At 73.6% G+C, this 25543-nt stretch carries 14 protein-coding genes; 13 read left to right on the top strand and 1 reads right to left on the bottom strand.

The genetic code is table 11. The annotated features are described in order from the left end of the window. The first annotated feature begins 112 nt into the window (after positions 1 to 112). The 13 genes from ACZ6C6_RS10985 (at position 113) to fxsT (ACZ6C6_RS10925) (ending at position 21401) form a co-directional block, all read left to right on the top strand. Entirely contained in the window at positions 113 to 673 is a 561-nt protein-coding gene (locus ACZ6C6_RS10985; protein WP_469201359.1) for a CU044_2847 family protein, read from the top strand. After that, a complete protein-coding gene (locus ACZ6C6_RS10980; RefSeq protein WP_469201357.1) occupies positions 670 to 2733 on the top strand; it encodes a VMAP-C domain-containing protein in 2064 nt (687 codons plus the stop codon). Before ACZ6C6_RS10985 ends, ACZ6C6_RS10980 begins: the two co-directional genes overlap by 4 nt. Before the next feature lie 130 nt (positions 2734 to 2863). Next, positions 2864 to 3889, top strand: coding sequence for an AAA family ATPase (locus ACZ6C6_RS10975; protein WP_018102709.1), 1026 nt, complete (start codon positions 2864 to 2866; stop codon positions 3887 to 3889). A gap of 7 nt (positions 3890 to 3896) precedes the next feature. Next, positions 3897 to 7325: an SAV_2336 N-terminal domain-related protein gene (locus ACZ6C6_RS10970; protein WP_469201355.1), complete on the top strand. Its 3429-nt coding sequence runs from the start codon at positions 3897 to 3899 to the stop codon at positions 7323 to 7325. Positions 7326 to 7477: 152 nt separating this feature from the next. Next, positions 7478 to 7666: an FxSxx-COOH cyclophane-containing RiPP peptide gene (gene fxsA / locus ACZ6C6_RS10965; RefSeq protein ID WP_469201353.1), complete on the top strand. Its 189-nt coding sequence runs from the start codon at positions 7478 to 7480 to the stop codon at positions 7664 to 7666. A 225-nt stretch (positions 7667 to 7891) separates the two neighbouring features. Beyond that, positions 7892 to 9058 carry an FxsB family cyclophane-forming radical SAM/SPASM peptide maturase gene (locus tag ACZ6C6_RS10960; protein WP_469201351.1) on the top strand — a complete coding sequence of 389 codons (1167 nt, stop codon included), beginning with the start codon at positions 7892 to 7894 and terminating at the stop codon, positions 9056 to 9058. Beyond that, on the top strand, positions 9055 to 10443 hold the full coding sequence (locus ACZ6C6_RS10955; protein WP_469201349.1) for an aKG-HExxH-type peptide beta-hydroxylase: 1389 nt from the start codon (positions 9055 to 9057) through the stop codon (positions 10441 to 10443). Before ACZ6C6_RS10960 ends, ACZ6C6_RS10955 begins: the two co-directional genes overlap by 4 nt. Before the next feature lie 80 nt (positions 10444 to 10523). Further along, positions 10524 to 13511, top strand: coding sequence for an FxSxx-COOH system tetratricopeptide repeat protein (gene fxsT / locus ACZ6C6_RS10950; protein ID WP_469201347.1), 2988 nt, complete (start codon positions 10524 to 10526; stop codon positions 13509 to 13511). Positions 13512 to 13592: 81 nt separating this feature from the next. Then, the gene (locus tag ACZ6C6_RS10945) at positions 13593 to 13991 is read left to right on the top strand and encodes a CU044_2847 family protein (RefSeq protein ID WP_469201345.1); all 399 of its coding nucleotides are present in this window, start codon (positions 13593 to 13595) and stop codon (positions 13989 to 13991) included. Next, positions 13988 to 14938, top strand: coding sequence for an AAA family ATPase (locus ACZ6C6_RS10940; RefSeq protein ID WP_469201343.1), 951 nt, complete (start codon positions 13988 to 13990; stop codon positions 14936 to 14938). Before ACZ6C6_RS10945 ends, ACZ6C6_RS10940 begins: the two co-directional genes overlap by 4 nt. A gap of 7 nt (positions 14939 to 14945) precedes the next feature. Beyond that, entirely contained in the window at positions 14946 to 16862 is a 1917-nt protein-coding gene (locus tag ACZ6C6_RS10935; protein ID WP_469201341.1) for a vWA domain-containing protein, read from the top strand. After that, on the top strand, positions 16855 to 18135 hold the full coding sequence (locus tag ACZ6C6_RS10930) for a CHAT domain-containing protein (protein WP_469201339.1): 1281 nt from the start codon (positions 16855 to 16857) through the stop codon (positions 18133 to 18135). The genes ACZ6C6_RS10935 and ACZ6C6_RS10930 overlap by 8 nt, the downstream gene beginning before the upstream one ends. Continuing rightward, positions 18132 to 21401, top strand: coding sequence for an FxSxx-COOH system tetratricopeptide repeat protein (gene fxsT, locus ACZ6C6_RS10925; protein WP_469201337.1), 3270 nt, complete (start codon positions 18132 to 18134; stop codon positions 21399 to 21401). The genes ACZ6C6_RS10930 and fxsT (ACZ6C6_RS10925) overlap by 4 nt, the downstream gene beginning before the upstream one ends. Before the next feature lie 69 nt (positions 21402 to 21470). Here fxsT (ACZ6C6_RS10925) and ACZ6C6_RS10920 read toward each other — a convergent pair whose 3' ends face one another. Continuing rightward, positions 21471 to 25322: a multifunctional oxoglutarate decarboxylase/oxoglutarate dehydrogenase thiamine pyrophosphate-binding subunit/dihydrolipoyllysine-residue succinyltransferase subunit gene (locus ACZ6C6_RS10920; protein ID WP_469201336.1), complete on the bottom strand. Its 3852-nt coding sequence runs from the start codon at positions 25320 to 25322 to the stop codon at positions 21471 to 21473. Positions 25323 to 25543: the final 221 nt, after the last annotated feature.

Raw genomic sequence — 25543 nt, 5'->3', positions numbered from 1 at the left:
GGCTCAAGTCTAGAGGCGCCTTCGCGCAGCTCGGGCCGCGTCCTGGCCGATCCACCCCGCATCCGCCGACTACGCCCGTTAATCTGCGGGTAGTTGGCGAACGGGGGGTGTCATGGGTGACAGTGGGTCCCGTATTACGCGCATTGAGCTGCCGGACGGCACACCGGTCTGGGCCAGGATCTCCGGGGCCGAGGAGCTGGCCGGGCCGGCGCCCGGCGGCGGTCCGACCTACACGGACACCGGGTTCGGGGACTTCGCGGACCAGGTGCAGGCCCGGGTCGAGAGCCTGCACTCCGTGGTGACCGGGGTCGCGCGCTCGCTCGCCGTCCCGCTGCGCGCGGTGCGGCCGGACGAGGTGAGCGTCGAGTTCGGCATCGAGCTGACCGCCAAGGCCGGGAAGATCGTCGGGCTGCTCGCGGACGGCGAGGCCAAGGGCGCCATCACGGTCACGCTGACCTGGAACGGCGGCGGGCCGCCCATCGACGCGCCGCCGCCCGCCCCCGTACCGGCGCAGACCGCGTCGCCGGACCCCGTGCCCTTCGCGCCCCCCGCGCCACCCCCCGCCGCGCCGCCGGGCGCCGGCGCACCTCCCGGGTACCCGCCCGCCGGGGCACCCCCCGGCGCACCGGCACACCCCGGCGGGGCGGACGACACCGACGGCGGCGGGGCATGACCTTCGGGGACCAGGGGGGCGCAGAGGGAGCCCTCGGCCCCGCCCAGGCCGCTCTCATGGACCTCGTCCAGGACGCCACCGTACGCATCCATCGCCCGCCGTCCGGGTATGCCCAGGACGGGCCGGAAGGGGACTTCCTGGGCAGCGGCTTCTTCGTCGCACCCAGCTGGGTCCTCACGTGTGCGCACGTGGCGATGCGGGGGGAGGGGGGCATGGTGGGCGTGTGGTTCAAGCAGGACCGCTACAGCGCGGAGCTGACCGAGGTGCCGGGCCGCGTCGTCGCCGCCCTGCCCGGCACCCGGCCTCCGGGCCCGGGCGGCTGGCCGGCCCCCGACCTCGCGCTCATCCAGCTCCAGCGCCCCGTCGAACACCCCTGCGTCTACGTCACCGAGCGGTCCGAGGCGATGCTCCGCAGCCGTGAGGTCCGCTGTGTGGGCTGGGCCCCCGTCCAGGGCGGCGGGCTCCAGAACCGCAGCGGCGTCTGCGTCGTCAAGGGCTCGTACGGGGGATCGGGCGACGCCGAACAGGTCGTCAGGATCGACGGCGACTGGGTGGAGCTCGGCATGTCCGGCGGCCCGCTGGTCGACCTGGCCAGGGGCGAGGTCGTCGGCGTCATCAAATCGCAGATCAACGGCCACCAGGGCGGCACCGCCGTCGGCGTCGAGCGGCTGCGCACCCTGGAGGTGCCGGCCGGGCCCGTCGAGACCGAGACCGACGACATATACCAGTCCGTCTTCCACGCCCACGACCGCTACCACGCCGACCGGCACACCAGCTCCGCCGGGACCGAGCGGACCTGGACCGACGCGCAGAGCGACCTGCCCGACCCGCCCGGCGGCATCCTCGGCCCCAAGCTCCGCGCCGAACTCCTCGGCCGGCTCGCCGAACTGTCGCCCCCGGCCAGCACCCGGTCGCTGCTGACGCTGCTCGACCGGCTGCCCGGGGTCTACGCCCGCGACCACCGCCCGGCCCCGCGCGGCTGGCGCGACGGACTCGGCGCGCTCTACGACGCCCGCGCCCGCGACCGCGAGGCGCGGTTCGAGCTGATCATCCGCTACTGCATGGGCGTCCTCGCCGCCGACCGCCCCTGCGGCCAGCTCTCCGTGCGCAACGCCAAGGCGCTCTGGGACTGGGTCAAGCGCATCGCCGACACCGAACTGCCCCGCGACCTGCGACGGCAGCTCGACGTGGAGTGGGCCGCGATCCGGCTCCGCCTGGAACAGAACCGCCAGCGGTCCGCCCGCGCCCCGGCCGGCGACCCCGTCCTCTACGGCGAACGCGACTGCGTCGTGCTCCATGTGGACCTCCAGGGCTGGGCCCGCGACCAGTACGACTGGCGGGTCGCCGTGGACCGCCGGGCCGGGGAAGCGGAGCCCGTGGACGAGGACAGCCGCGGCGTGCCGCTCGGCACCGTCCCGGACCGGCTGGCCGCCGCGCTGACCGAGGCGTTCCGCCGGTGCGACGAACCGGACAGCCCCGCCATGCTCCAGGTCGTCGTGGCGCCCGCGCTCTTCGGTCTGCCGGTGGACGACTGGGAACTGCCGCCGTCCGGGACGCGGCTCGGAGCCGTACGGCCGGTGGTGCTGCGCAGTCCGTACCAGGGCGCGGCCGAGGAGCGGCCCGCCCGGTGGGACGCGGGTCTCGCGGCGGCGATCCGGGCCGAGGTGGTCGACTGCGAGGACGAATTGCGGGTACGTGTACCGGAGTCGGCGCGGCTGCGCACCCTGGCCCACGAGACCGTGCCCGTCCTGTGCCGCTACGGAAGCCCGGACCCCGACGTGACGGCCGGGGTGGTGCGGCTGCTCGACAGCGGCTTCGGCGTGGCGCTGCTTCAGCGGCGCGCGGCGGAGGGCGACACGGTCTGCAAGGAGTTCCACCGGCGGGTGGCCGAGGCGGTGTCGGACACCGGCACCCACGACCGGCTGCCGTGGAAGATCCACGAACTGAGACGCGGGGTGAGCGCCGGGCGGACCGAGATGTACTGGTCCGCCGGCGCCGCCCTCTACTACGACGATCCGCACCGTCCGCTGCCGGGTTCCGACTTCCTGGAGGCGCCGTGAGCCACCGCGCAAAGCATCAGTCGTGTATGCGAACTGACCTTTCCCTTACGGGTGTTGGGCCGGATCGCTACGGTAGGGCACGTCCGACGCAGGCCGCCCCTGGCGGACGAGTGACAACGAGGGACACGCTATGAGTGAACCGAGCGAGTGGCTCATCTACCGGGGCATCGGCGAACCGCACGACGAGGTTCCCCAGCTGCCGCCCCCGCCGCCCTGGCGGGACTTCACCGGAGGCCGCGGGCCCGGCGGGGCGGACGGCGGCGAGTCCGCCGACCGGCGGCTCGGCATCCCCGGGCGCGTCGCCGAGGAGCACCGGCCCGGCGCCGAGGAACTGGAGATGATCAACGCGGCGCTGTATCTGCGGCGCCCGCTGCTGGTCACCGGGGACCCGGGCGCGGGCAAGAGCACCCTGGCCCACTCCGTGGCGCGGGAGCTGGAGCTGGGCAAGGTGCTGCGCTGGCCCGTGGTCAGCCGCACCACGCTCCAGGACGGCCTCTACCACTACGACGCCATCGCCAGGCTCCAGGACGTCCAGATCGCCTCGCACGCGGCGGCCGGCGGCGCGGAGGGGGCCGACGCGGCACAGAGCGTGGGCAGTTACATCCGGCTCGGGCCGCTCGGCACCGCGCTGCTGCCCTCGGACCGGCCGCGCGTCCTGCTCATCGACGAGCTGGACAAGAGCGACATCGACCTCCCGAACGACCTGCTGAACGTCCTGGAGGAGGGCGAGTTCGCCATCCCCGAGCTGGAACGGATCGCCGACCGGCTGCCCGACGGCGAGGCGGACGTGCTCGACCACGACGGCAACAAGGTCCGCATCAAGGGCGGCCGGGTGCAGTGCCGGGCCTTCCCCTTCGTCGTCCTCACCAGCAACGGCGAGCGGGACTTCCCGGCTCCGCTGATGCGCCGCTGCATCCACCTGGAGCTCGGCCGCCCCGACCACAAGCGCCTCGCCTCCTTCGTCAAGGCCCACCTCGGCGAAGAGGCCGCCCGCGCCAGCGACGACCTGATCGCCCACTTCCTGGAACGGTCCCGCACCGAACTCCTCGCCACGGACCAGCTGCTGAACGCCATATACCTCACGCACGCCGCGTCACCGGCGGGCCGCGACCGGCTCGCCGACCTGCTCATCCAGCGACTCGACCGGCCGAGGTGAGGCGCTGATGTCCGGTGCGGCGGACGAGACCGGTGGCGGCGGCGGACCCGGTGCCCCGGAGCTCCACGACGACGGGTTGCTGCCCGAGCTGGTCGCGCGGCTGCGCGGCGCCGGGCTCGACCCGGACGTCGAGCAGCTCTGCGACGCCCTCTGGCTGGCCCGGTGGACCCGCGGCGCGTCCGCGTCCGAGGAGGAGACCGGCCGGGCCCCCGCGCGCCGCCCCGGCCACCGCCCCTCCGAGGAGCGCCCGGGCCCCGGCCGCACCACCACCCCGGACACTCCCGCCCCGGACGCGGACCCGGACGCCCGGCGCGAGGAGGCGCCCGCACCGGGGGACGGCGAGCGGATCTCCCTGCACCCCGTCCCCGGCCGCACCCGGGCCGACGACCCGGACCCGGCACCGGACCCGGCGGACATCCGGCCCGGCGCGGACGCCCGCGCCACCGTGCTGCCCCTCGGCGTACCGGCCGCGCCCGTGCTGCCCGCGCCCCTCGAACTGACCCGCGCACTGCGCCCGTTGCAGCGCTACCGCCCGGTCTCCGCACCGCTGCGCCAGGTCCTGGACGAGGCGGCGACCGCCGAACGCAGCGCCCGCGCCGGGGGCGTGGTCATGCCGGTCTTCCGCGGGGTCCGGCGCGGCGACGCCGTCGTGCAGTGCGTGATGGACGCCTCCTCCTCGATGCTGGTCTGGGACCGGCTGTTCGAGGAGCTCCAGCAGATCTTCGCCCGGATCGGCGCTTTCCGGGACGTGCAGATGCGCTACCTCCACCCCGGACCCGACGGAGGCTGCACGGTCAGCCGCAGCCCCGACCCCGCCGCCGCCCCGCTGCACTCGGCGGACCGGCTCAGCGACCCCACCGGACGCCGGGTGACCGTCGTGGTCAGCGACTGCGCGGGCCCCCTCTGGCGCACCGGACACGCCCACCGGCTGCTGCACCAGCTCGCCCGGCTCGCCCCGGTCGCCGTGCTCCAGCCGCTGCCGCAGCGCATGTGGAACCGGACCCGGCTGCCGGTCACCTTCGGCTCGCTCACCCGGGGCGAGGGCCCGGCCGGGGCCACCCTCCTCAAGGTCAACGGCGATGCCGGGACGGGCGCCGCCCACCCCGGCGCCCTCGCCGTGCCCGTGCTGCCGCCGGTCGCGGACGCGCTCGCCGCCTGGGCCCGGCTGCTCTCCGGCACCGGCTCGGCCTCGGTCCCGGGCGCGGTCGGCTGGGTCAGGGCCGACCAGCCCGCGGCCCCCGCCCGCCGCCCGGGCGACGCGCCGTCCTCGCTGCAACTGGTCAGCCGGTTCCGCTCGACGGCCTCCCCGGCCGCCGGCCAGCTCGCCGTCTACCTCGCGGCGGCCCCCCTCTACCTGCCCGTCATGCAGCTCGTCCAGCGCACGATGCTGCCGCACTCCGGTCCCTCCGAACTCGCCGAGGTCCTGCTGAGCGGACTCCTCAAGCGGCAGGAGGGCGGCACCGGACGCGGACAGTGGTACGTCTTCGAGCCCGACGTCCAGGAAGCGCTGCTCGGGCCCCTCGGCCGCGACGAGGCCCTTCTCGTACTCAAGCACTGCTCGCAGTACATAGAGCAGCGGTTCGGCAAGGGCGGGCCCAACTTCCCGGCCCTGGCCTACGCCCAGCTCGGTGACGGCACCACGAGCGGCGCCGCGCACGGCACCCGCTGGCCCCTCCCCGCCACGGACCCCGCGTCCCGGGACGCCGGGGACGCGGAGGACGCCGACGACAGTGAGGAGAACGAGGGGAACGGGGGGAACGAGAGACCCGGGGGTCCGCGCGTCCCCCATGCCTTTGCCGAAGTCGCAGCCCGCGTACTGGAGCGATTCATGCCCGTACCGCCACGATTCGTCACCCGGGAGCCCAAGACTCCCGGAAACCTCCAGGCCGCCGGCCTCGCCGTGCGCCGCGCTCGGGAGCTCGTGCGCAACTTCGAGACCGACAAGATGGTGCAGCGCCTGATCGACGCCGTCCAACTGCTCAGGGGCGCCGCCGACCACGGCCGGGCCGCCGCCGACGACACCGAACTCTGGGCCGAGTACGCGCGCTGCGTGCTGCGCCTGTGGGAGGTCCAGGGCGGCGCCGACCTGCTGGAAGAGGCCGAGAGCGCCGCCGAACGGGCCGCCGCCCGCCCCGGCGCCGTACGTGAACGCGCGGTACTCGCCAAGGTGCTGCACGCGGCCGCCGACGACCGGCGCAGGCGCGGCGACCGGCGCGGCGCGCTGGAGTTGCTGCGGCGCGCCGACCGCGAGTACACCGCGGCCTGCGCCAGCCCCGGCCTGGAGCCCGGCGAAGCCCTCCGCCTCACCCTGGAACGGGTCCGGGCGCTGGAGGCGCAGTGGCGGCTCGACGGCGACACCGCCCTCCTCCAGAGCGCCTGCGGCATGCTCGAAGCGTTCGCCGACGCCTGGCCCGACCAGGAGAACCGCCCCGCGGTCCTGCCCCTCCAGCACGGCCGCACCCTCCTGAAGCTGGCCCGCGCCACCCAGGACGGCGAACAGTCCCGCGAGTACGCCCGCCAGTCGGCCCGGTCCCTGCGCACCGCGTTCGCCCAGAGCACCGGGCAGACCATGGGCACCGAGGTCCGCATCGTCCTGGACCTGGTCGACGCGCTGCTCGTCTCGGGCGCCGAGCCGGAGGAGGCCGCCACCCTCACCGCCCAGTCGCTGGAGACCGTGCGCGACCAGCGGCAGCGCGCCCAGCTCCAGACCCGGGCCGGCCGCGTCCGGGCCGCCCGCTACGAACACACCGGCGACCCCGCCGAACTCGTCGCCGCCACCGAGTGGTTCGCCCGCGCGGCCCGGGGCATCCCCCGCGACTCCCGCGCCTACACCGACCTGCTCGCCGAATGGGGCGCCACGCTGCTGCGCCGCGCCGAACTCCCGGACGGCCGCGCGCACATCGGCGCGGCGGTCCGGGTCCTGCGCGACTGCCGCTCCGAGATGCCGGCCGGCGGCTACCAGCAGTCCGAGCGCCTGCTGATGCTGGGCCGCGCCCTGATGCTGCGCCACCGCGCCACGGCGGACCGGGTCGACCTGCGGGAGGCCGAGTACCTCTTCAAGCTGGCGGCCGAGGAGGCCACCGCCCCGCTCACCGCCGCCCGCTGCTGGCTGGAGCTGGGCCGGGCCCTCCTCCAGGCCGCCGGCGTCCTCGACCGCCCGGCCCGCCGGGACGAGGCCGCGGAGGCGTTCCGGTCGGCCGCCGACGCGGCCGGCGAGGCGCAAACGGAGCAGGAAAGTCCACAACATCTCCGGGAAGCAGTGGAGTTGGCTGCTACAGCCAACCACTGGCGGGGTATGACGTACGAGAGGGCGGGACGCCCCCGGGCCGCGCGTGACGCGTACCGGGCGGCCCGCCAGGAGTGGCGCAAACTGCCGGACACCGGCGGCGCGGCGGGTGAGGCGACCGCCGAGCGGCTGGCGGAGCTGGAGCGGTGAGAGCGGCGCGCTCGACGGCGAGCGCGCCCGGGGCCCCGGCGAACACGCACGGCGGAGAACGACGGAGCAGGTCAGGGAAGCGGGACCGGCGGGACGCGCTCAACGGCGAGCGGGTCACCGGCCGGCCCGGAGCCGCGGTACGGGGAGGCGTGATGAGCGAGTCGACACGGTACGAGGGAACGGGCGCGGCCGGGGCGGGTGAACTGCCGGACCTGCTGGGCCTGGACCTGGCGACCCTGAGGACGATGGACCACCCGGTGCTGGCCGAGGTGGTGGCTGATCTGCGGGGGCGGGCGGAGCAGCCGAAGGAGATGCTGTGGGGGTTCACCAACGCCTTCTGAGCCCGTGAGCGCCCGGCGGCTCCGGTGCCGCCCGGCCCGGGACCGCACGATTCCGGCCCGTGGTGCACCCGATCGAGACATCGTCGCCCGGGCGCTGCCTGGCCCCGCCCCTCACCGGGAACACTCGCCCCGGGCCGGTACGGGGGTGCCTCGGCCGGCGTACAGCACGGGGGTGCGTGAGTGGCTGGACGGACGACGCCGCGGGGGCGGCACACGGAGCAGGACGTGACGGGGGCGCCGGGCCCCGGACCGGTGCCCTTCGGGCAGTTCATCGTGAAGGTGCACGGCCGCTGCAACCTGGCCTGCCGCTACTGCTACCTGTACGAGGGCCCCGACCGCACCTGGCGCGACCGCCCGTCCGCCGCGTCGCCCGCCGTCCTCGACCGGACCGCCGCCCGGATAGCCGAGCACGCCGCCGCCCACGGGCTCGGCGGCATCGCCCTCGTCCTGCACGGCGGCGAACCCCTGCTCGCCGGGCCGGGCCGGCTGGCGGCACTCGCCGACGCGGTGCGCGAGCGGGTGCCGGCCGGCTGCGCCGTACGCACCACCGTGCAGACCAACGCCACGCTGCTCACGGACGCCGGCATCACCACCCTCGCCCGGCACGGCATCCGCGTCGGCATCAGCCTGGACGGCGGGCTCGCCGCCCACAACACCCTGCGCACCGACCACGCGGGCCGTCCCTCCTGGCCCGCCGCCTCCCGAGGCGCCCGGCTCCTGGCCGACCGCCACCCGGAGGCGTACGCGGGCATCCTCACGGTGGTCGACCCGCGCACCGACCCGGTCGAGACGTACGAATCGCTGCTCGCCCTGCGCCCTCCGGCCCTGGACCTCCTGCTGCCGCACGGCAACTGGTCCAGCCCGCCGCCGGGCCTTCCCACCGCTCCCGGCCCGGGGCGCCCCACCCCGTACGGCGACTGGCTGTGCGCGGTCTTCGACCGCTGGTGGGGGGCGCCCCGGCGGGAGACCCGGATCCGGCTCTTCGAGGAGTGCTTCGCGCTGCTCCTCGGGCTGCCCGCCGCGACCGAATCGCTCGGCCTGGACCCGCTCAACGCGGTCGTGATCGAGACGGACGGCTCCATCGAGCAGGTCGACTCGCTCAAGTCCGCGTACGACGGCGCGGCCGCCACCGGCCTCGACGTCTTCCGCCACACCTTCGACGAGGCGCTGCGCCACCCCGGCGTGGCCGCCCGCCAGGCGGGGGCCGGCGCGCTCGCCGCCGCCTGCCGCGCCTGCCCGCTGCTGACCGTATGCGGGGGCGGCCACTACGCACACCGCTACCGCGCAGACAACGGCTTCCAAAACCCCTCCGTCTACTGCGCCGACCTCGAACGCCTGATCCGCCACATCGCGGAACGGCTCGCCGACGCAACCGCTGGAGACCCCCCATGAGTGCTGCCGTCCCCGACCACGTCCTGCGCGAACTCGGCCGCACCGAGGGCGACGCCGCATCCCTCGGCCTGCTCGTCCGCGACCAGGACACCCGCCGCCTCGTCCTCCTGCGCGCCGTGCTCGACGCGGCGGAGGCCGCCCCGCCCACCGTGTGCCCACCAGCGCTGCTGGACCGCCTCCGCGAGGACTGGGCCCTCCTCGAAGCCGCCGAACTCGCGGACCGGGAGGCGGTGCGGACCGTTCTGTTCCACCCCTTGGCCGGGCCGTGGGCGCAGCGGCTGCTGGGCGGGCTGACCTCGGGCGGGCCGGGAGGGCCCGACCTCCTGGCCGACCTGGCCCACCTGACGGCGCTGGTGGCGGCGGCGGCGCTGCGGGCGGGGGTGGGGTTCCGGGTGCGGCTCGGACCGCGCGGCGGGTTCCTGTCGCTTCCCACGCTGGGAGCGGTACGCGCGGACACCGGGCCGGTCGAACTCCGCTTCCGCGAGGGCGAGCTGACCGTACGGCCCGCCGACGGCGCGCCCTTCACCGTCCAGGTCCAGCAGGACGGGGCCACGAGCTCCGCGGACCCCCGCTGGGTGCCCCTGGTCGTACTGCCCGCCGTCGTGCCCGGCACGGGCCCCGTGCTGCTGGACGACCTCGACCCGTACCGGACGCGCGGCGGGGCCGAGCACCACGGGCTGGGCGATGCCGCCCGGATCGACGACTGGGAGCGCAAGGCGTGGGCCGAGTCCTGGTCCGGGGTCGAACCGCTGCTGCGCGTCGGCGGCGAGCACCGGCTCACCGAGGCGTCCGTGCTGCTGCGCTGCATGGTCCCGCTCGGCCCGCCGCCCGGCTCCGGGCCCACCGGCCGCAGCGCCGCTCATTGCAGCGGTACCCGGCGCGAGGCGTTCGGCGCGGTGCTCAGCAGCAAGCCCTCCACCCCGGCCTACTTCGCCTCCACGCTCGTGCACGAACTCCAGCACGCCAAGCTCTCCGCGCTCTGCGTCCTCGTCCCCCTGCACCACGAGGACGCGACGCCCCGGCACTTCGCGCCCTGGCGCCCCGATCCCCGGCCCTTCGACGGACTGCTCCAGGGTGCCTATTCGCACCTCGCGCTGGCGGACTTCTGGCAGCGGTTCGCACTGCACGCGCACCGGTCCACCCACCGGGACCTGGCCTGGGCCGAGCACGCGCGCTGCCGGCAGCAGGTGGGTGCCGTACTGCCGGTGCTGGCCGGGTCGGCGGCGCTCACCGCCGAGGGGCGCACGCTCGTCAACGAGATGATCACCGTCTACCACCGTCTGGAGGATTCGCCGCCTCCCACGGGGCACCTCGCGCGCGCTCAGGCGTACGTGAGCACCGCCAAGGTGATATGGCAGCAGAGGAACGGCTCGCGAAGGCAGTGAACATCGCCCGGATTCCAGTCGGAGCGGCCATGCTCCGGGGTATGTTGAGAAGGCTCGTATCGAGGCAGGGAGACGGCTGAATGCCCGGAACGCGTAAGCCAGTTGGAGTAGCCGGGGCGAACACCGTCACGATCAGTTTCGCCGGTTTCAACCGCGCCTGGGCGGCGTGGATCGCGGACCGTCTGGAGCGGCGTGGTGTGGAGGTCGTCCAGCAGCGGTGGGACCCGCCGGTCTCGACCCCGCTGGAGGAGTCGCTGCGGGACCTGACGCTCGCACGCGGCCGTGTCCTGGTGGTGCTCAGCGACTGGTACTTCCAGCTGGGCCCCCGGAGCCACGAGGAGTGGAACCGGGCCCTGCGCTCCGAAGTCGCGTCCAGCCCCGACCGGTTCTCGGCGGTGTGCGTCACCACGTCGGCGCTCCCCGGAGCCACATCCGCCTTCGGCGCCGCCGACCTCACCAACGTCGGCGCCGAGGAGGCGGAGCGGCGGCTCCTCGTCCGGCTGGGACTGCCCACCGACCCGCTGCCCGAGGGCACGCCCGCGGGCCCGCGATTCCCGGCCGACACCCCGCAGGTGTGGGGCGGGGTGCCGCGACGCAACATCCGCTTCACCGGACGCGAGCAGTTGCTCACCGACGCGTACCGGGCGCTCCAGGAATCCGGACCGGGCGCCGGGGTCGTGACCCTGCACGGCATGTCCGGCGTCGGGAAGACCCAGCTGGCGGCGGAGTACGTCTACCGCTTCGGCTCCGAGTACGACGTGGTGTGGTGGGTGCAGGCCGACCGGCGCGCCCTCTACCGGCAGAAGCTCGCCGAACTCGCCCCGGAACTCGGCCTGTCCACCGGCCCCGAGTACGGAGAACGGCTCCGTGCCGTCCGCGACTCGCTGCGCCGGGGCGACCCCCACTCCCACTGGCTGCTGATCCTGGACGGCGCCGACGAGCCCGACCAGATCTGGGACCTGGTGCCCACCGGGCCCGGGCACGTGCTCATCACCTCCCGCAACCCGGAGTGGAGCGAGCACAACAGCAACCTGGTCGAGGTGCCCGTCTACCGGCGCGAAGAGTCCGTGGCCTTCATCCGCCGCCGCGCCCCGCGCCTGACACCCGCCGAAGCCGACCAGCTCGCCGAGGCCCTCGAAGACCTGCCGCTGCTGCTCGACCAGACCGCCGGCTGGCTCAACGACTCGGATCTCTCGGTGGAGGAGTACATCGAACTCCTCGAAGGCGGCATCGACCAGGACGTAGTCAAGGTCTCCGCCGACTTCCCCCTCGCCTTCCAGACCGCCTGGTCGATACTGCTGAACAAGCTCCGGGACACCGTCCCCGAGTCCGTCGACCTGCTGCGCCTCTGCAGCTTCTTCGCACCCGGCTCCATCCCCGTACGGCTCCTCAAGGAGATGCCGCCCGGTGACCTGCCGGAACAGGTCTCCGGGCTGATGAGCGACCCCCTGCTGTGGAACAAGGCCATCAACCAGCTCCGCCAGTACTCCGTGGTGCGTCTGGAATCCCATGAATCGGGCACCGACGCGGCGTCCTCCGGGGAATCCATCTACATGCACCGCATGGTCCACCAGATCGTGGGCCATGACATGGCGGAGGAGAACCGGCAGGAGTTCATCGACGTCGTCCGGCGCGCCCTCGCGGCGGCGGACCCCGGCCGCCCCACCGACACCCGCCTGTGGCCCGCGTACGCGGAGATCACTCCGCACCTCAAGTGGGCCGACGTACTGAAGAGCGCCGACCCCGCAGTGCAGACCCTGGTCCTCAACTGCCTGCGCTACATGTACCTGTCGGGGGAGTACCGGGCCGGCATCAAGCTGGGCGAACGCGCCCTGACCGCATGGCGCGAACTGTTCGGCGACGACCACGCCAGGATCTGGGACCTCAGCTACCACTACGCCAACCTGCTGAGGGCCGTCGGCGACTACGCGGCCACCGAGGCCATCGAACGCGCGGCGGTGGAGCAACTGCGATCCGAGCGTGGCACCCAGGACCTGGAACACCTGCGTGCCTCCAGCGGGCTGGCCGCCGACCTTCGTGGCCTCGGCCGGTACGACGAGGCGCTGGAGATCTCCCGGTGGCTCCTGGCCAGCTACCACGACCTGCTGGGCGACCAGGACTCCCGCACGCTCAGCGCGCAGAACAACCTGGCCGTGACGCTGCGGCTGCTGGGCCGGTACCAGGAGGCCCTCGAACTCGACGGGCGCACCCTGGACGCACGCCGCCAGTTGCTGCGCCAGCGGCACGCGTGGACGCTGTCCTCCGAGATCAGCTACTCCATCGACCTGCGCCTCCTCGGGCGTTACAACGAGGCGTTCTCCCTGCAGAACCAGAGTGTCCAGGTTCAGCGGCGGGTCCTGGGGCCGGACAACCCGCAGACCTTGCGCGCCGAGCACAACCTCGCGCTGTGTCACTACCGCAACGGTGAACGTGCCAAGGCCGCGTCCCTTTTCAGCCGCGTCCTGGAACGAGGCGAACGCGTCCTGGGCGAGAACGACCCGCTGACGATCATGTTCTCGGCCGGGCAGAGCTGCTTCGCCCGCGAACACGGCAACGTCGACCAGGCCAGGGCGATAAGCGAGAAGGTGGTGAGCGGCTACGCGGACATGCTCGGCGACGACCACCCGTACGCGGCGGGCACCCGGTCCAACCACGCCCTGATCCTGCGCAACGTGGGGGAGCGGGAGCACGCCCACGTGCTGCTGGAGGAGGCGCTGGCCACCATGACCCAGGCCGTCGGCGAGCATCATCCGTGGACGCTGGGCTGCGGCATCAACGCCTCGGCGCTGCGGAACCTCGTGGGCGACCCCGAGGGCGCGGCCGCGCTGACGGAGTCCGTCATCACCCGCGCCGTCGAGGTCCTGGGCCGCACCCACCCGCTGACGCTGTCCGCCCGCATCGCCCACGCGGCCGACCTGCGCGGTCTCCGTGACCGGCAGAAGGCCGAGAAGATCGAGAACGAGGCTCTGGAGGACCTGGCGGCGACGCTCGGTGCGCAACACGTCCACACGGTCTCGGCCCGTTCCCGCAACCGTCCCTACTGGGACTTCGAGCCAGTGACCATCTGATGCCGTGACGTGAGCGGCTGCGGATCAGTAACGTTGCTCTACAGGCCAGTTGACACTCGTTCGGGGGCGATGATGGCAGTTGTGGTGGGTTCACCGGCACCCGGCGAAGACGGCCCGATACCGGTGGTCGTGGACGCCGAGACGTTCACGACCACCGGCCCGCCCGTCACCGACGCGGACTCCCTCTACGGAAGCGAGGACACCCGGGACGGTGCCGGGCGCCGGGCCCTCGGGGCGGCGCAGGATCTCTACGGGGACGGCCTCGACCTCGCCCGGCGCTGCGCCTCCCAGGCGATGCGCAGGCTGGGCGACCTCGGGGACGGGCTGCGGCCCGACGAGGTCGAGCTCCAGGTCGGCATCACCTTCGAGGCGGGCATGGCCGCCGTGGTGAAGGCCGGGGCGGAGGCGCAGATCCAGGTCACCTTCCGCTGGCAGCCGGGACGTGAGGAGCGGGTGTCCACGGTGGTGGCGCCCTCGTGAGCGACGCGGCGGCCGAGGCGTTACCCGCGCCGATCCTCCCGTACAGCCGCATCGTCGGGCAGGACGAGCTGAAGCTGGCCCTGGAGCTAAACTTCATCGCACCGGCCATCGGCGGCGTGCTCATCGCCGGGCAGCGCGGCACGGCCAAGTCCACCGTGGTCCGGGCCTTCGCGCTGATGACCGGCGGGTGCCTGCCCGTCACCCTGCCGATCAACGCGACCGACGACCGGGTGCTCGGCGGCTGGGAGCTGGACGCCCTGATGCACGGCCAGGCGCGACGGCAGCCCGGCCTCCTGGAGGAGGCGCATGAGAAGGGCCTGCTCTATGTGGACGAGGTCAACCTCCTGGACGACCACATCGTCAACATCATCCTCGACGTCGTCTCCACCGGTGTCCTGTCCGTGCAGCGGGAGGGCATCGACACCGAGGCCCATGTCTCGTTCGGGCTCGTCGGCACGATGAACCCCGAGGAGGGCAGCCTGCGGGCCCAACTGCTCGACCGGTTCGGGCTGATGGTGACCGCCGCCGAGCTGGACATCGACGAGCGGCACCGGATGATCACCACCGTGCTCGCCTTCGAGGAGGAACGCCTCGTCGCCGGCTCCGCCTGGTTACGGGCCGCCGAGGACGACAACAGGCGCCTGCGGAACGCTCTGATCACCGCCAGGGAACGGCTGACGGCGGTCCGCCTGGAGCCGGACATCAGCAGGCTCTGCGCCGAGGCCGCCGCCCGCACCGGCGCCGTCGGCCAGCGGGGCGACCTGCTCGTCGCCAAGGCGGCCCGCGCGCTCGCCGCGCGGGACGGCGCCCGGTCCGTCGAGCGTTCCCACGTACGCCGGGTGGTGCCGCTCGCCCTGCGCCACCGCCGGCCCGATTCGGTGCACGGCGGCCCCGAGCCGGCCTGGGGGCAGGAAGAGGAATCCGCGCTGGACGAGCTCTTCGGCTGACATGGGGATGCCGGTGCGACCGACAGGCGACCAGGACCCGGAGGAGCCGGAGGGGGTCCTCCGGCGCCTGCTCACCGTGCTCGTCTCCGCCGCGCTGGAGCCCTCGCTCGCCGGAGTCCTGGTCTTCGACCTCCCGCCCGAGCACCTGCCGGTCGTCTCACGGATGTTCGCCCAGCTCCTCGGCCGCTCGTCCGGGTCGCCGCACGGCCGCCCCGCGCCCCGGACCGTGCTGGACTCCGCCACGGTGGACGAGGACCTGTGGATACGCCCCCGAGTGCGCCGGGGCCCGGAAGGCATCGCGTTCGACTTCGGCCCCGGTCCGCTCGCCGAGCCGGACGACGGGCCGCGGCTGGTCGTCGTCCCCGACCTCGCCCGGCTCAGCGTCCCCGGCCGGCGCGCCGCCGTCCAGCTGCTCGGCTCGGATACCGCCGCCCTGGAGCACTCCGGAATCCGGCACCACTGGCGGCCCCGCGCACGGTGGCTGGCGTGCTGCCGGTCCGAGGACGCCGCCCTCCTCTCCCCGCACCTCCTGGACCGCTTCGCCCTGCGGCTGGCCGCCCCGGACCTGCGCCCGAGCCCCGGACCGGACCCGCTCGGGCCGCTCCCCGACGACTGGGCGGCGGTGCTCGCACCGGGCACCCCCCGGCCTCCCGCCGCGCTCACCGACGAGGCCGTCGCCGCCGTGCTGGACCTCCTGGACGAGCAGGACGGCGGCGGCAACCGGCGGGCGCTCGCCCTCGCCCGCATCGCCCGCGCCCTGGCCCGCCTGGACGACCCGGCGGACGCCCCGCAGGACAGCCCCACCGTCACCCCCGCCCACGTGGACCGCGCCGCGCGGCTCATCCGGCTCCGCACCGCGCACCGCCCCGAAGCGCGGCCGGAGCACGCCCCGGACCGGGAACTGCCCGAGCCGCCGGGGGCGGGCCGCCCGCTGCCGCGCCCGGAGGCCCCGCGCGTCGCGGAGCACGAGGCCGAAGCGGGTCTCCCCGTGCACGGGCCGGAATCCGCGCAGCCGCTCGGCCCGGCGGCGGCTCCCGGGGAACCGTCACCGGCCGGGAACCTCCCGTACCCGGAGGACGTGGCGGGACCCGGGCACGGCGAGGCCACGCTACGGATCCCCGCCCGGCGCGACGCCGGGGCGCGTGCCTCCAGGGGGCCGGTCATCGGGGTGCGGCGCGCCCGCGACCTGTGGGACCCGGCCCTGGTCCGCACCGCGATGGAGGCCGCGAAGTACCGGGTCGTGCGCGGCGGTACGGACGGCCCGCTGGTGATCGCCCCGTCGGACCTGCGCGGCTACGTCCGGGCCCCGGAGCCCGTACGGATGCTGACCGTCGTCCTCGACCACACGTGCCGGGGCGGATGGGACTGGTACCCGGCCCTCGAACCGTTCCTGCGCTGGGCGTACGTCACCCGGGCCTCCGTCCATGTGGTCGAGGTCGGCGGCGGGGGCGAGCCGGACGAGCTCCGCGCCCGCGCCTTCACCGCCCGCTCCACCCGGGACCCCCGCATCGCCGCCGCGCTGGCCAGGCGACCCGGACGGGCCACCCCGCTCGCCCACGGCCTCGACCTGGCCGGGCAGGCGCTGCACCGGGCCTTCCGGCACCACCACAGCGCCGGACTGGTCGAAGCCCTCCTGGTCGTCGCCACCGACGGCCGGGGCAACGTCCCGCTCACCGTGAGCCGCAGCGGCCGCCCGGCGCCGGGACCGGTGCGCCGGGCCGGCGTCGACGACGCCGTCGCCGTGGCGGCACACATCCGCGCCCTGGGCCGCAGCCGCCTCCGCAGCGTGGTCCTGGCCCCCGGCCGGCCCCCGTACACCCGCCTCCCGGCCGCCCTGGCCGAGGCCCTGGGCGGCGGGATCGTCGGGCCGGCCGACGGCGAGGACGCCCCCGGCGCCCCGGACCGGGAGGCGCGCCATGGGTGACGGCCGGCTCCGGCTGATCCGGAGCGTGGTCGCCTCCGCCGCACAGGCGCTCCCCGGGCAGCGCCCGCCGGGCCCGGAGGACGCGCGCACTGCGGAGCCACGCGGTCTGGGCGCCGCGCCCGTGGACGCCGCCCGCCCGCCGGACACGGCGTACGCCCGCATCCGGGTCGGACGCCACCACACCGGGGCGGGTGCTCCCGACGCGTTCGGGATCGAGGCGTGGTGCGCGGGCGTGGACCCCCTTCCGTACACCACGGGACCCGGCCAGCTGCGGCCCGGGGACATCGGATTCGGCCACGCGCGCCGGGGCGGCACCCCGCCCTCCGAGCTCTTCCGGTCCATCCGGCGCTGGTCGAAGTACCAGTACCGGCTGACGGACTGGATCAACCGGTGCCGGCGGGTCCACGGCGACACCCTCCAGATCGTCTTCCTGGACCAGACCGGCTTCGAGCTGCCCTGGGAGGCCCTGGACCTGCCCCCGGAGCCGGTCGCCGGGCTGCGCGGCGGGCCGCTCGGCGCGCTCGTGGACGTGGCGCGCTGGCTGGACGACTTCCCGGAACGGGCGGTCGCCCCCGACGGCCGGGTCCTGAGCTTCTTCCACGCCGACATGACCCATGACCAGGAGTTCTTCACCCCGTACGAACACCGGCCGCACTTCGGCATCGAGAGCTTCCTGAACAAGCTGGACGATCTCGCCGAGCAGCGCACCGGCCTCGTGTACATGGGCTGCCACGGCACCTTCGACCAGGAACTCAGCAAGCTCACCCTGGCCGGTGGCACCTGGGCCGACTACCACGACCTCGACATGCGCCTCCTCGGCCGCGACGAGGCCCTGGTCTGCCTCAACGCCTGCCACTCCGGGCGCTTCCTCGACTACGGCGGCGACGGAAGGCAGTATCTGCGCGGATTCACCCAGATCTTCCTGCGCAACGGTGCGGGCGGCTGCATCGTCTCGGCGGGCGCGGTCGGCGATCCCGAGGCCCGGGGGATGATCCGCCGCATCGTCGACACCGTGACCGAGGACCCCGGCCGGCCCGTCGCCGGTGCGCTCCGGGCCTTCCGCGCGGAGGTCCACGACAGCTTCCTCGCGGGCGGCGGGGTCCCGATGATGGTCAAGGACGACGGCACCTTCGACGCGGACCGGCAGCGGAACGTGCTGCGGCTGCTGTACAGCCTGATGTTCCAGTACTACGGGCACCCGCTCAGCACCCTGCGCCTCGCCGCACGCCGGCAGGGCGCCCCCGTACCGGCCGAGGCGGGTGGGCGGCCATGACCCGCGACGAGCGCCCCCTCCTGATCGAACCCGTCGTGGGCTGGCTTCCCGAGGTGGAACCGGGCCTCGTCCAGTGCGTCAGCGTCGACCTGCGCGGCCCGCTCGACGCCCACGGGGACACGGACGGCGACGCCTGGCCGTACGACGAGGAGGAGCTGACGTTCAGCGTCGCCCTGGAAGGCGCGCCGCACTTCGTCTGCGAGGCGATCGAGGACCCCGGTCTCGTCCTGCACCGCTTCGGCGGCACGTACGGCCCCGCGACGTTCCTCGTCACCGCGGGGCCCTCCACCGGCCCCGGGGTGCTGCGGCTGACCATCTTCAACCAGTGGGGGGCTTCGGTCCGCAAGGCGGAACTTCCTTGCGCGATCACGGAGTCGGCCCGGCCCGAGGCCGTGGTGCGGGGGACAGTCGCGACGCGCCCGGGTCCGCTTGCCCCGCAGCCCGACGCGAGCGTCACCCTCAGCTCCGCCGGATACAACCGGGCGTGGGCGGAGTGGATCGGGGACCGTCTGGAGCGGCGCGGGGTGCGGGCGCTCCACCGGGAGTGGAACCCGGCGCCGGACGAACCGCTGGAGGAGGCGCTGCGGGACCTGATGCTCGCGCCCGGGCGCGTCCTGGTGATCCTCAGCGACTGGTACTTCCAGCTAGGGCCCCGGAGCCCCGATGAGTGGGACCGCGCCCTGGGCTCCGAAGTCGCCCCTCACGCCGACCGGTTCGCGGCCGTTCGCATCACCACGTCCGCGCTTCCCGAAGGCGCAAGCGTCTTCGACGCGGCCGATCTCACCAACGTCGGCGCCGAGGAGGCGGAGCGGCGGCTCCTCGCCCGGCTGGGGCTGCCCACGGACCCGCCGCCCCCGGAAGCAGCCGCATCGTTGCGGCCCCGCTTCCCGGCAAGCGTGCCCACCGTCTGGGGCGGAGTACCGCGCCGCAACACCCGCTTCACCGGCCGAGAAGAGCTGCTGGCGACCGTCTACGAGAATCTCCGCCTGGCCGAGCCGGGACGGCGGCGCGTGGTCCTGCACGGCATGCCCGGGATCGGCAAGACGCAGGTTGCGGCGGAGTACGTCTACCGATTCGGATCCGAGTATGACGCCATCTGGTGGGTGTCCGCCGACCGGCGCGCGCACTACCGGCAGGGACTCGCCGAACTGGCCCCGGCACTCGGCCTGTCGACCGGCGCCGAGTACGGGGAACGGCTTCGGGCCGTACGCGAGGCGCTGGGCCGGGGTGAGCCGTACGCCCGGTGGCTGCTGATCCTGGACGGGGCGGACGACCCGGAAGAGCTGTGGGACCTGGTGCCTCCCGGGACCGGACACGTGCTGATCACCTCCCGGAACCAGAATTGGGCCGAACGCGGCGGTCAGGTCGTCGAAGTACCCGCGCACGCCCGCCAGGAGTCGATCACCTTCCTGTGTCGCCGGGCGCCACGCCTCACCGCTGCCGAAGCCGGCCGGCTCGCCGAGGCACTGGAGGACCTTCCGCTCCTGCTCGACCAGGCGGCGGGCTGGCTGAGCGAATCGGAGATGCCGGTCGAGGAGTACATCGAACTGCTGGAAGAAGGCGCCGACCAGGAAGTCGGTCACGTGTCGGCCGACTTCCCGCTCCCCTTCCGGACCGCCTGGGCGATCCTGCTGAACCGGCTCCGCGAGACCGCCCCGGAAGCCATCCACCTGCTGCACCTCTGCTGCTTCTTCGCACCCGGGGCCGTCCCCGTACAACTGCTCAGGGCCGTACCGCCCGAGGTGCTGCCCGAGGAGCTTGCCCGGCTCACGCGCGATCCGCTGTCGTGGAACAGCGCGATCCGCCAGCTCCGCCGGTTCTCCGTGATCCGCGTGGAGTCCCGCGGAACCGACGAGTCGGTCCACCTTCACCGCATGGTCCACCAGATCATCCGCAAGGACATCCCTGAGCGCGAGCGGTGGGCGCTCGCCGAGGGGGCCGCCCGGGCGCTCGCCGCCGCCGACCCGGGCGACCCCTCCGACCCGCGCCACTGGCCCGCGTACGCCGCACTCACCAACCACCTCAAGTGGGCGGAGGTCCTGGAGAGCACGGACCCGCAGGTCCACCAGTTGGTCCTCAACTGCCTGCGCTACATGTATCTCTCCGGCGAGTACAACAGCGGCATCCGGTTCGCCGAAGTGGCGACGCAGACCTGGGAGAGCACCCCCGGCGCCGCCGCCGAGCCCCGCATCTGGGCCCTGCGCCACCATTACGCCAATCTGCTGCGGGCCCTCGGCGACTACCGCAACAGCGAGAAGGTCGAGCGCGCCACCGCGGACTTCCTGGCGGCCGAGCGCGGCGAACTGGACCTGGACCACCTGCGGGCCGCCGGCGGACTCGCCGCCGACCTGCGCGGGCTCGGCCGCTACGGGGAGGCGGCCGAGCTGTCCGCGTCCATCCTGGAACGCGACCGCCGGCTCCTCGGGCCCGAGGACCCCCGCACCCTCAACGCGGAGAACAACCTCGCCGTCTCCCTGCGGCTCCTCGGCCGGTACGGGGAAGCCCTCGCCCTGGACGAGCGCTGCCTCGAACTCCGCCGCGCGGTGCTGTCGCCGGACGCGCCGCCGGCGCTGTATTCGGAGATCAACCTCGCCATGGACCTGCGGCTCCTCGGCCGGTACCGGGAGGCGGAGCACGCGCTGCGGGAAACGGTCGACCACCATCTGCGGGTGCTCGGGGGCAACGCCCCGCAGACGCTGCGCGGCCGGTACCACCTGGCGCTGTGCCAGTACGCGACCAGGGGCGCCCCGGCGGTGCTCGCGGACCTGGACCGCATCCGGCGGGACGCCCTGCGCACCCTGGGCGAGTTCGCCCCGCTCACCCTCCTGATCAGCGCCGGAACCGCCTCTGCGCAACGGGAGGCGGGCGACCCCCGCGAGGCCCTGGACCTCCACGAGCAGGTGGTGGCCGGCTACCGGAGCATGCTGGGCGACGAGCACCCGTACACCATCGGCACGCGGGGGAACCTGGGGCTGATGCGGTGGACGGCCGGCGACCGGGACCGTGGCGCCGAGGGCATCGAGCGGGCCGTCGTCCGGATGGCGCGGGCCGTCGGCGAGGACCACCCCTGGGCGATCGGCTGGGCGTTGAACGCCGCGCTGGTGCGGCCCGCGGACCGGCGTCTGCCGGGGCGTACGAACAGCGCGCGGGCCGACGAGGTGCTGGGGCCCCGCCACCCGCTGGCCGTGGCCTGCCGCCAGGTGCTCACAGCCGGTCCGGCGGACCCGCTCCCCCGGTTCTGGCCCTTCGAACCGCTCGTCACCTGAGCCGCCACGGCCGAGGGGCCCGCCCCGCGAACGAACGCGGAACGGGCCCCTCGGGCGTACGGCTGCCGGTCAGGCCTCGAAGACCTCGTTGACCAGCTGGGTCTGCTCCGCCTGGTGGCGCTTGGCCGAGCCGACCGCCGGGGACGAGCCGTGCGGGCGCGAGATGCGGCGCAGGCGCTCGCCGTGCGGAACGTCCGCGCCGACGGCCAGGTCCAGGTGGTCGATCAGGTTCAGGGCGATGAACGGCCAGGCGCCCTGGTTGGCCGGCTCCTCCTGGGCCCACAGGTACTTCGCGGCGTTCGGGTACTTGGCGATCTCGGCCTGGATCTCGGCACCCGGCAGCGGGTACAGGCGCTCCAGACGGATGATCGCGGTGTCCGTGACGCCCCGCTTCTCGCGCTCGGCCTCCAGGTCGTAGTAGACCTTGCCGGCGCAGAAGACGACCTTGCGGACGGCGCTCGGCTCGACCGTGTCGTCGCCGATGACCGGACGGAAGCCGCCGGAGGTGAACTCCTCCACCTTCGACGCCGCCGCCTTGAGACGGAGCATCGACTTCGGGGTGAAGACGATCAGCGGCTTGTGGTGCGGGTTGTGCACCTGCCACCGCAGGAGGTGGAAGTAGTTCGACGGCAGGGTCGGCATCGCGACCGTCATGTTGTCCTGCGCGCACATCTGGAGGAAGCGCTCGGGGCGGGCGGACGAGTGGTCCGGGCCCTGGCCCTCGTAACCGTGCGGCAGGAGCAGCGTGACGCCGGAGGTCTGGCCCCACTTCTGCTCGGCCGAGGAGATGAACTCGTCCACGACGGTCTGCGCGCCGTTGACGAAGTCACCGAACTGGGCCTCCCAGATGACCAGCGACTCCGGTCGGGCCAGCGAGTAGCCGTACTCGAAGCCCATCGCCGCGTACTCGCTGAGGAGCGAGTCGTAGACGTTGTAACGGGCCTGGTCGTCCGTCAGGTAGAGGAGCGGGGTGTAGTCCTCGCCCGTGACCTGGTCGACGAGGACCGCGTGACGCTGGCCGAAGGTGCCGCGGCGGCTGTCCTGGCCGGCGAGCCGGACCGGGGTGCCCTCCATCAGCAGCGAACCGATGGCCAGGGTCTCGCCCATGCCCCAGTCGATCGTGCCGTTCTCCACCGAAGCGGCACGGCGCTGCATCTGAGGCATCAGACGCGGGTGCACGGTGATCGACTCGGGGATGTTGACCTGCGACTCGGCGATCCGCTTGACGACCTCGGCGGAGACCGCGGTGTTCACGGCGACCGGGAAGTGGGCCTGCGGGTCGGAGACGTGCGGCTGCGCGGGCTGCGAGGTGGCCTCGCGGACCTCGGCGAAGACCTTCTCCAGCTGGCCCTGGAAGTCCTGGAGCGCCTGCTCCGCCTCTTCCAGGGTGATGTCGCCGCGACCGATCAGGGACTCGGTGTAGAGCTTGCGCACCGAGCGCTTCTTGTCGATCAGGGTGTACATCTGCGGGTTGGTGAACTCCGGGTTGTCGCCCTCGTTGTGACCGCGACGGCGGTAGCAGATGAGGTCGATCACGACGTCCTTGTTGAACGCCTGGCGGAACTCGAAGGCGAGCCGGGCGACCCGGACGACGGCCTCGGGGTCGTCGCCGTTGACGTGGATGATCGGCGCCTCGATCATGCGCGCCACGTCGGTGGCGTACATCGAGGAGCGGGAGGACTCCGGGGCGGCGGTGAAGCCGACCTGGTTGTTGATCACCACGTGCACGGTGCCGCCGGTGCGGTAGCCGCGCAGCTGCGACATGTTGAGCGTCTCGGCGACGACGCCCTGGCCGGCGAAGGCCGCGTCGCCGTGGAGGGCGACGGGCAGGACGGTGAAGTCCGTGCCGCCCTTGTTGATGATGTCCTGCTTGGCGCGGGCGATGCCCTCCAGGACCGGGTCGACCGCCTCCAGGTGCGAGGGGTTGGCGGCCAGCGAGACCTTGATCTGCTCGCCGTCCAGGCCGGTGAAGGTGCCCTCGGCGCCCAGGTGGTACTTCACGTCGCCGGAGCCGTGCATCGAGCGCGGGTCGAGGTTGCCCTCGAACTCGCGGAAGATCTGGGCGTACGACTTGCCCACGATGTTCGCCAGGACGTTCAGGCGGCCGCGGTGGGCCATGCCGATGACGACCTCGTCGAGGCGGGCCTCGGCGGCGGAGTCGATGACCGCGTCGAGCAGCGGGATGACGGACTCGCCACCCTCCAGCGAGAACCGCTTCTGGCCGACGTACTTGGTCTGCAGGAACGTCTCGAAGGCCTCGGCGGCGTTCAGGCGGCGCAGGATGCGCAGCTGCTCCTCGCGCTCCGGCTTGGGGCGCGGACGCTCCACCCGGTCCTGGAGCCACTTGCGCTGCTTCGGGTCCTGGATGTGCATGAACTCGATGCCGGTGGTGCGGCAGTACGACTCGCGCAGGACGCCGAGGATGTCGCGGAGCTTCATCATCGACTTGCCGGCGAACCCGCCGACCGCGAAGTCCCGCTCCAGGTCCCACAGGGTGAGGCCGTGCTCGGTGATGTCGAGGTCGGGGTGCTTGCGCTGGTGGTACTCCAGCGGGTCGGTGTCGGCCATGACGTGGCCGCGGACCCGGTAGGAGTGGATCAGCTCGAAGACCCGCGCGGCCTTGGTGACGTCGTCGTCGTGCGAGGCGTCGATGTCCTTGAGCCAGCGGACCGGCTCGTAGGGGATGCGCAGTGCCTTGAAGATCTCGTCGTAGAACTCGTTCTCGCCGAGCAGCAGCTGGGAGAGGATGCGCAGGAACTCGCCCGAGGCGGCACCCTGGATGACCCGGTGGTCGTACGTGGAGGTCAGGGTCATGACCTTGGAGATGCCCAGCTTGTTCAGGGTGTCCTGCGAGGTGCCCTGGAACTCGGCCGGGTAGTCCATCGCGCCGACGCCCATGATGAGGCCCTGACCGGGCATCAGGCGGGGCACCGAGTGGACGGTGCCGATGCCGCCGGGGTTGGTCAGCGAGGCGGTGACGCCGGTGAAGTCGTCCATGCCGAGCTTGCCGTTGCGGGCGCGCCGGACGATGTCCTCGTACGCCTGCCAGAACTCGAAGAAGTTGAGCGTCTCGGCCTTCTTGATGGCCGCGACGACCAGCTGGCGGTCGCCGTTGGGCTTCACCAGGTCGATGGCCAGGCCGAGGTTGACGTGCTCCGGCTTGACGAGGGTCGGCTTGCCGTCCTTCTCCGCGTAGGAGTAGTTCATGGCCGGCATGGCCTTGAGCGCCTGCACCATCGCGTACCCGATGAGGTGCGTGAAGGAGATCTTCCCGCCGCGGGCGCGCTTGAGGTGGTTGTTGATGACGATGCGGTTGTCGAAGAGCAGCTTCACCGGGACGGCGCGCACGGACGTGGCCGTGGGCAGCTCCAGCGAGGCGTTCATGTTCTTCGCGACCGCGGCGGACGGGCCGCGCAGCGTCACGTACTCCGGTCCGGCCGGCGCCTCGGTGTCCGCGGCGGCCTTGGCCTTCGCGGCGGGGGCCTTGGCGGCCGGAGCCGGGGCGGCCTTCGCCGGTGCCTTGGGCGCGGCCGGAGCGGCCGGGGCCGCCGGGGCTGCCTGGGCCGGGGCGGCGGGGGCCGCCGGGGCTGCCTGGGCCGGGGCGGCGGGGGCCGCCGGGGCCTGGGCGGCGGGCTGGGCCGGAGCGGCCGGGGCCGCCGGTGTGGTGGGGGCGGCCGGGGCGGCGGGCGCTGCAGCCCCCGCGGCTGCGGTGCCGGGCTTGTCCGCCGTGCCGGTCTTGCCCGGCTTGTAGTCGGCGAAGAAGTCCCACCAGGCACGATCGACCGAATTGGGGTCCTGGAGGTACTGCTGGTAGATCTCGTCGACGAGCCACTCATTGGCGCCGAATGCCGCGGCCGGGTTGGTGCCCGGGCCGGCCTGGTCGGTCGAGATGCTCGAGTTACTGGGGGACTGAGACGACACGGCGGTGACCGCCCTCTTCCGCTTCGCAAGGTGATGGACAGCGGGAATCAAGGCTACGCCTCCGCGGCCGTTCCTTGCAGGCCGGGGAGGTCTTCGTCGTGCAAGTCACATCGGAAGCCGGGTTTCGGCGCTGGAAATGGCGGGAAACAAGCATGGTTCCGCTTCGCTCCGGGTACGCGAGGCCGCGGCAGCGGCCCCCTCGACCGTATCCCGTTACCGGA

The sequence above is a fragment of the Streptomyces sp. NPDC041814 genome, from assembly GCF_055590565.1.
The sequence above is the reverse complement of the archived record's forward strand: the minus strand, read 5'-3'. Positions and strand labels throughout refer to the sequence as shown.

What these genes read in the sequence shown, in the direction of transcription:
- fxsT (WP_469201347.1), top strand. Translation starts at nt 10,524, where the DNA reads ATGCCCGGAACGCGTAAGCCAGTTGGAGTAGCCGGGGCGAACACCGTC.
- ACZ6C6_RS10935 (WP_469201341.1), top strand. Translation starts at nt 14,946, where the DNA reads ATGCCGGTGCGACCGACAGGCGACCAGGACCCGGAGGAGCCGGAGGGG.
- ACZ6C6_RS10985 (WP_469201359.1), top strand. Translation starts at nt 113, where the DNA reads ATGGGTGACAGTGGGTCCCGTATTACGCGCATTGAGCTGCCGGACGGC.
- ACZ6C6_RS10955 (WP_469201349.1), top strand. Translation starts at nt 9,055, where the DNA reads ATGAGTGCTGCCGTCCCCGACCACGTCCTGCGCGAACTCGGCCGCACC.
- ACZ6C6_RS10975 (WP_018102709.1), top strand. Translation starts at nt 2,864, where the DNA reads ATGAGTGAACCGAGCGAGTGGCTCATCTACCGGGGCATCGGCGAACCG.
- ACZ6C6_RS10980 (WP_469201357.1), top strand. Translation starts at nt 670, where the DNA reads ATGACCTTCGGGGACCAGGGGGGCGCAGAGGGAGCCCTCGGCCCCGCC.
- ACZ6C6_RS10970 (WP_469201355.1), top strand. Translation starts at nt 3,897, where the DNA reads ATGTCCGGTGCGGCGGACGAGACCGGTGGCGGCGGCGGACCCGGTGCC.
- fxsT (WP_469201337.1), top strand. Translation starts at nt 18,132, where the DNA reads ATGACCCGCGACGAGCGCCCCCTCCTGATCGAACCCGTCGTGGGCTGG.
- ACZ6C6_RS10930 (WP_469201339.1), top strand. Translation starts at nt 16,855, where the DNA reads ATGGGTGACGGCCGGCTCCGGCTGATCCGGAGCGTGGTCGCCTCCGCC.
- fxsA (WP_469201353.1), top strand. Translation starts at nt 7,478, where the DNA reads ATGAGCGAGTCGACACGGTACGAGGGAACGGGCGCGGCCGGGGCGGGT.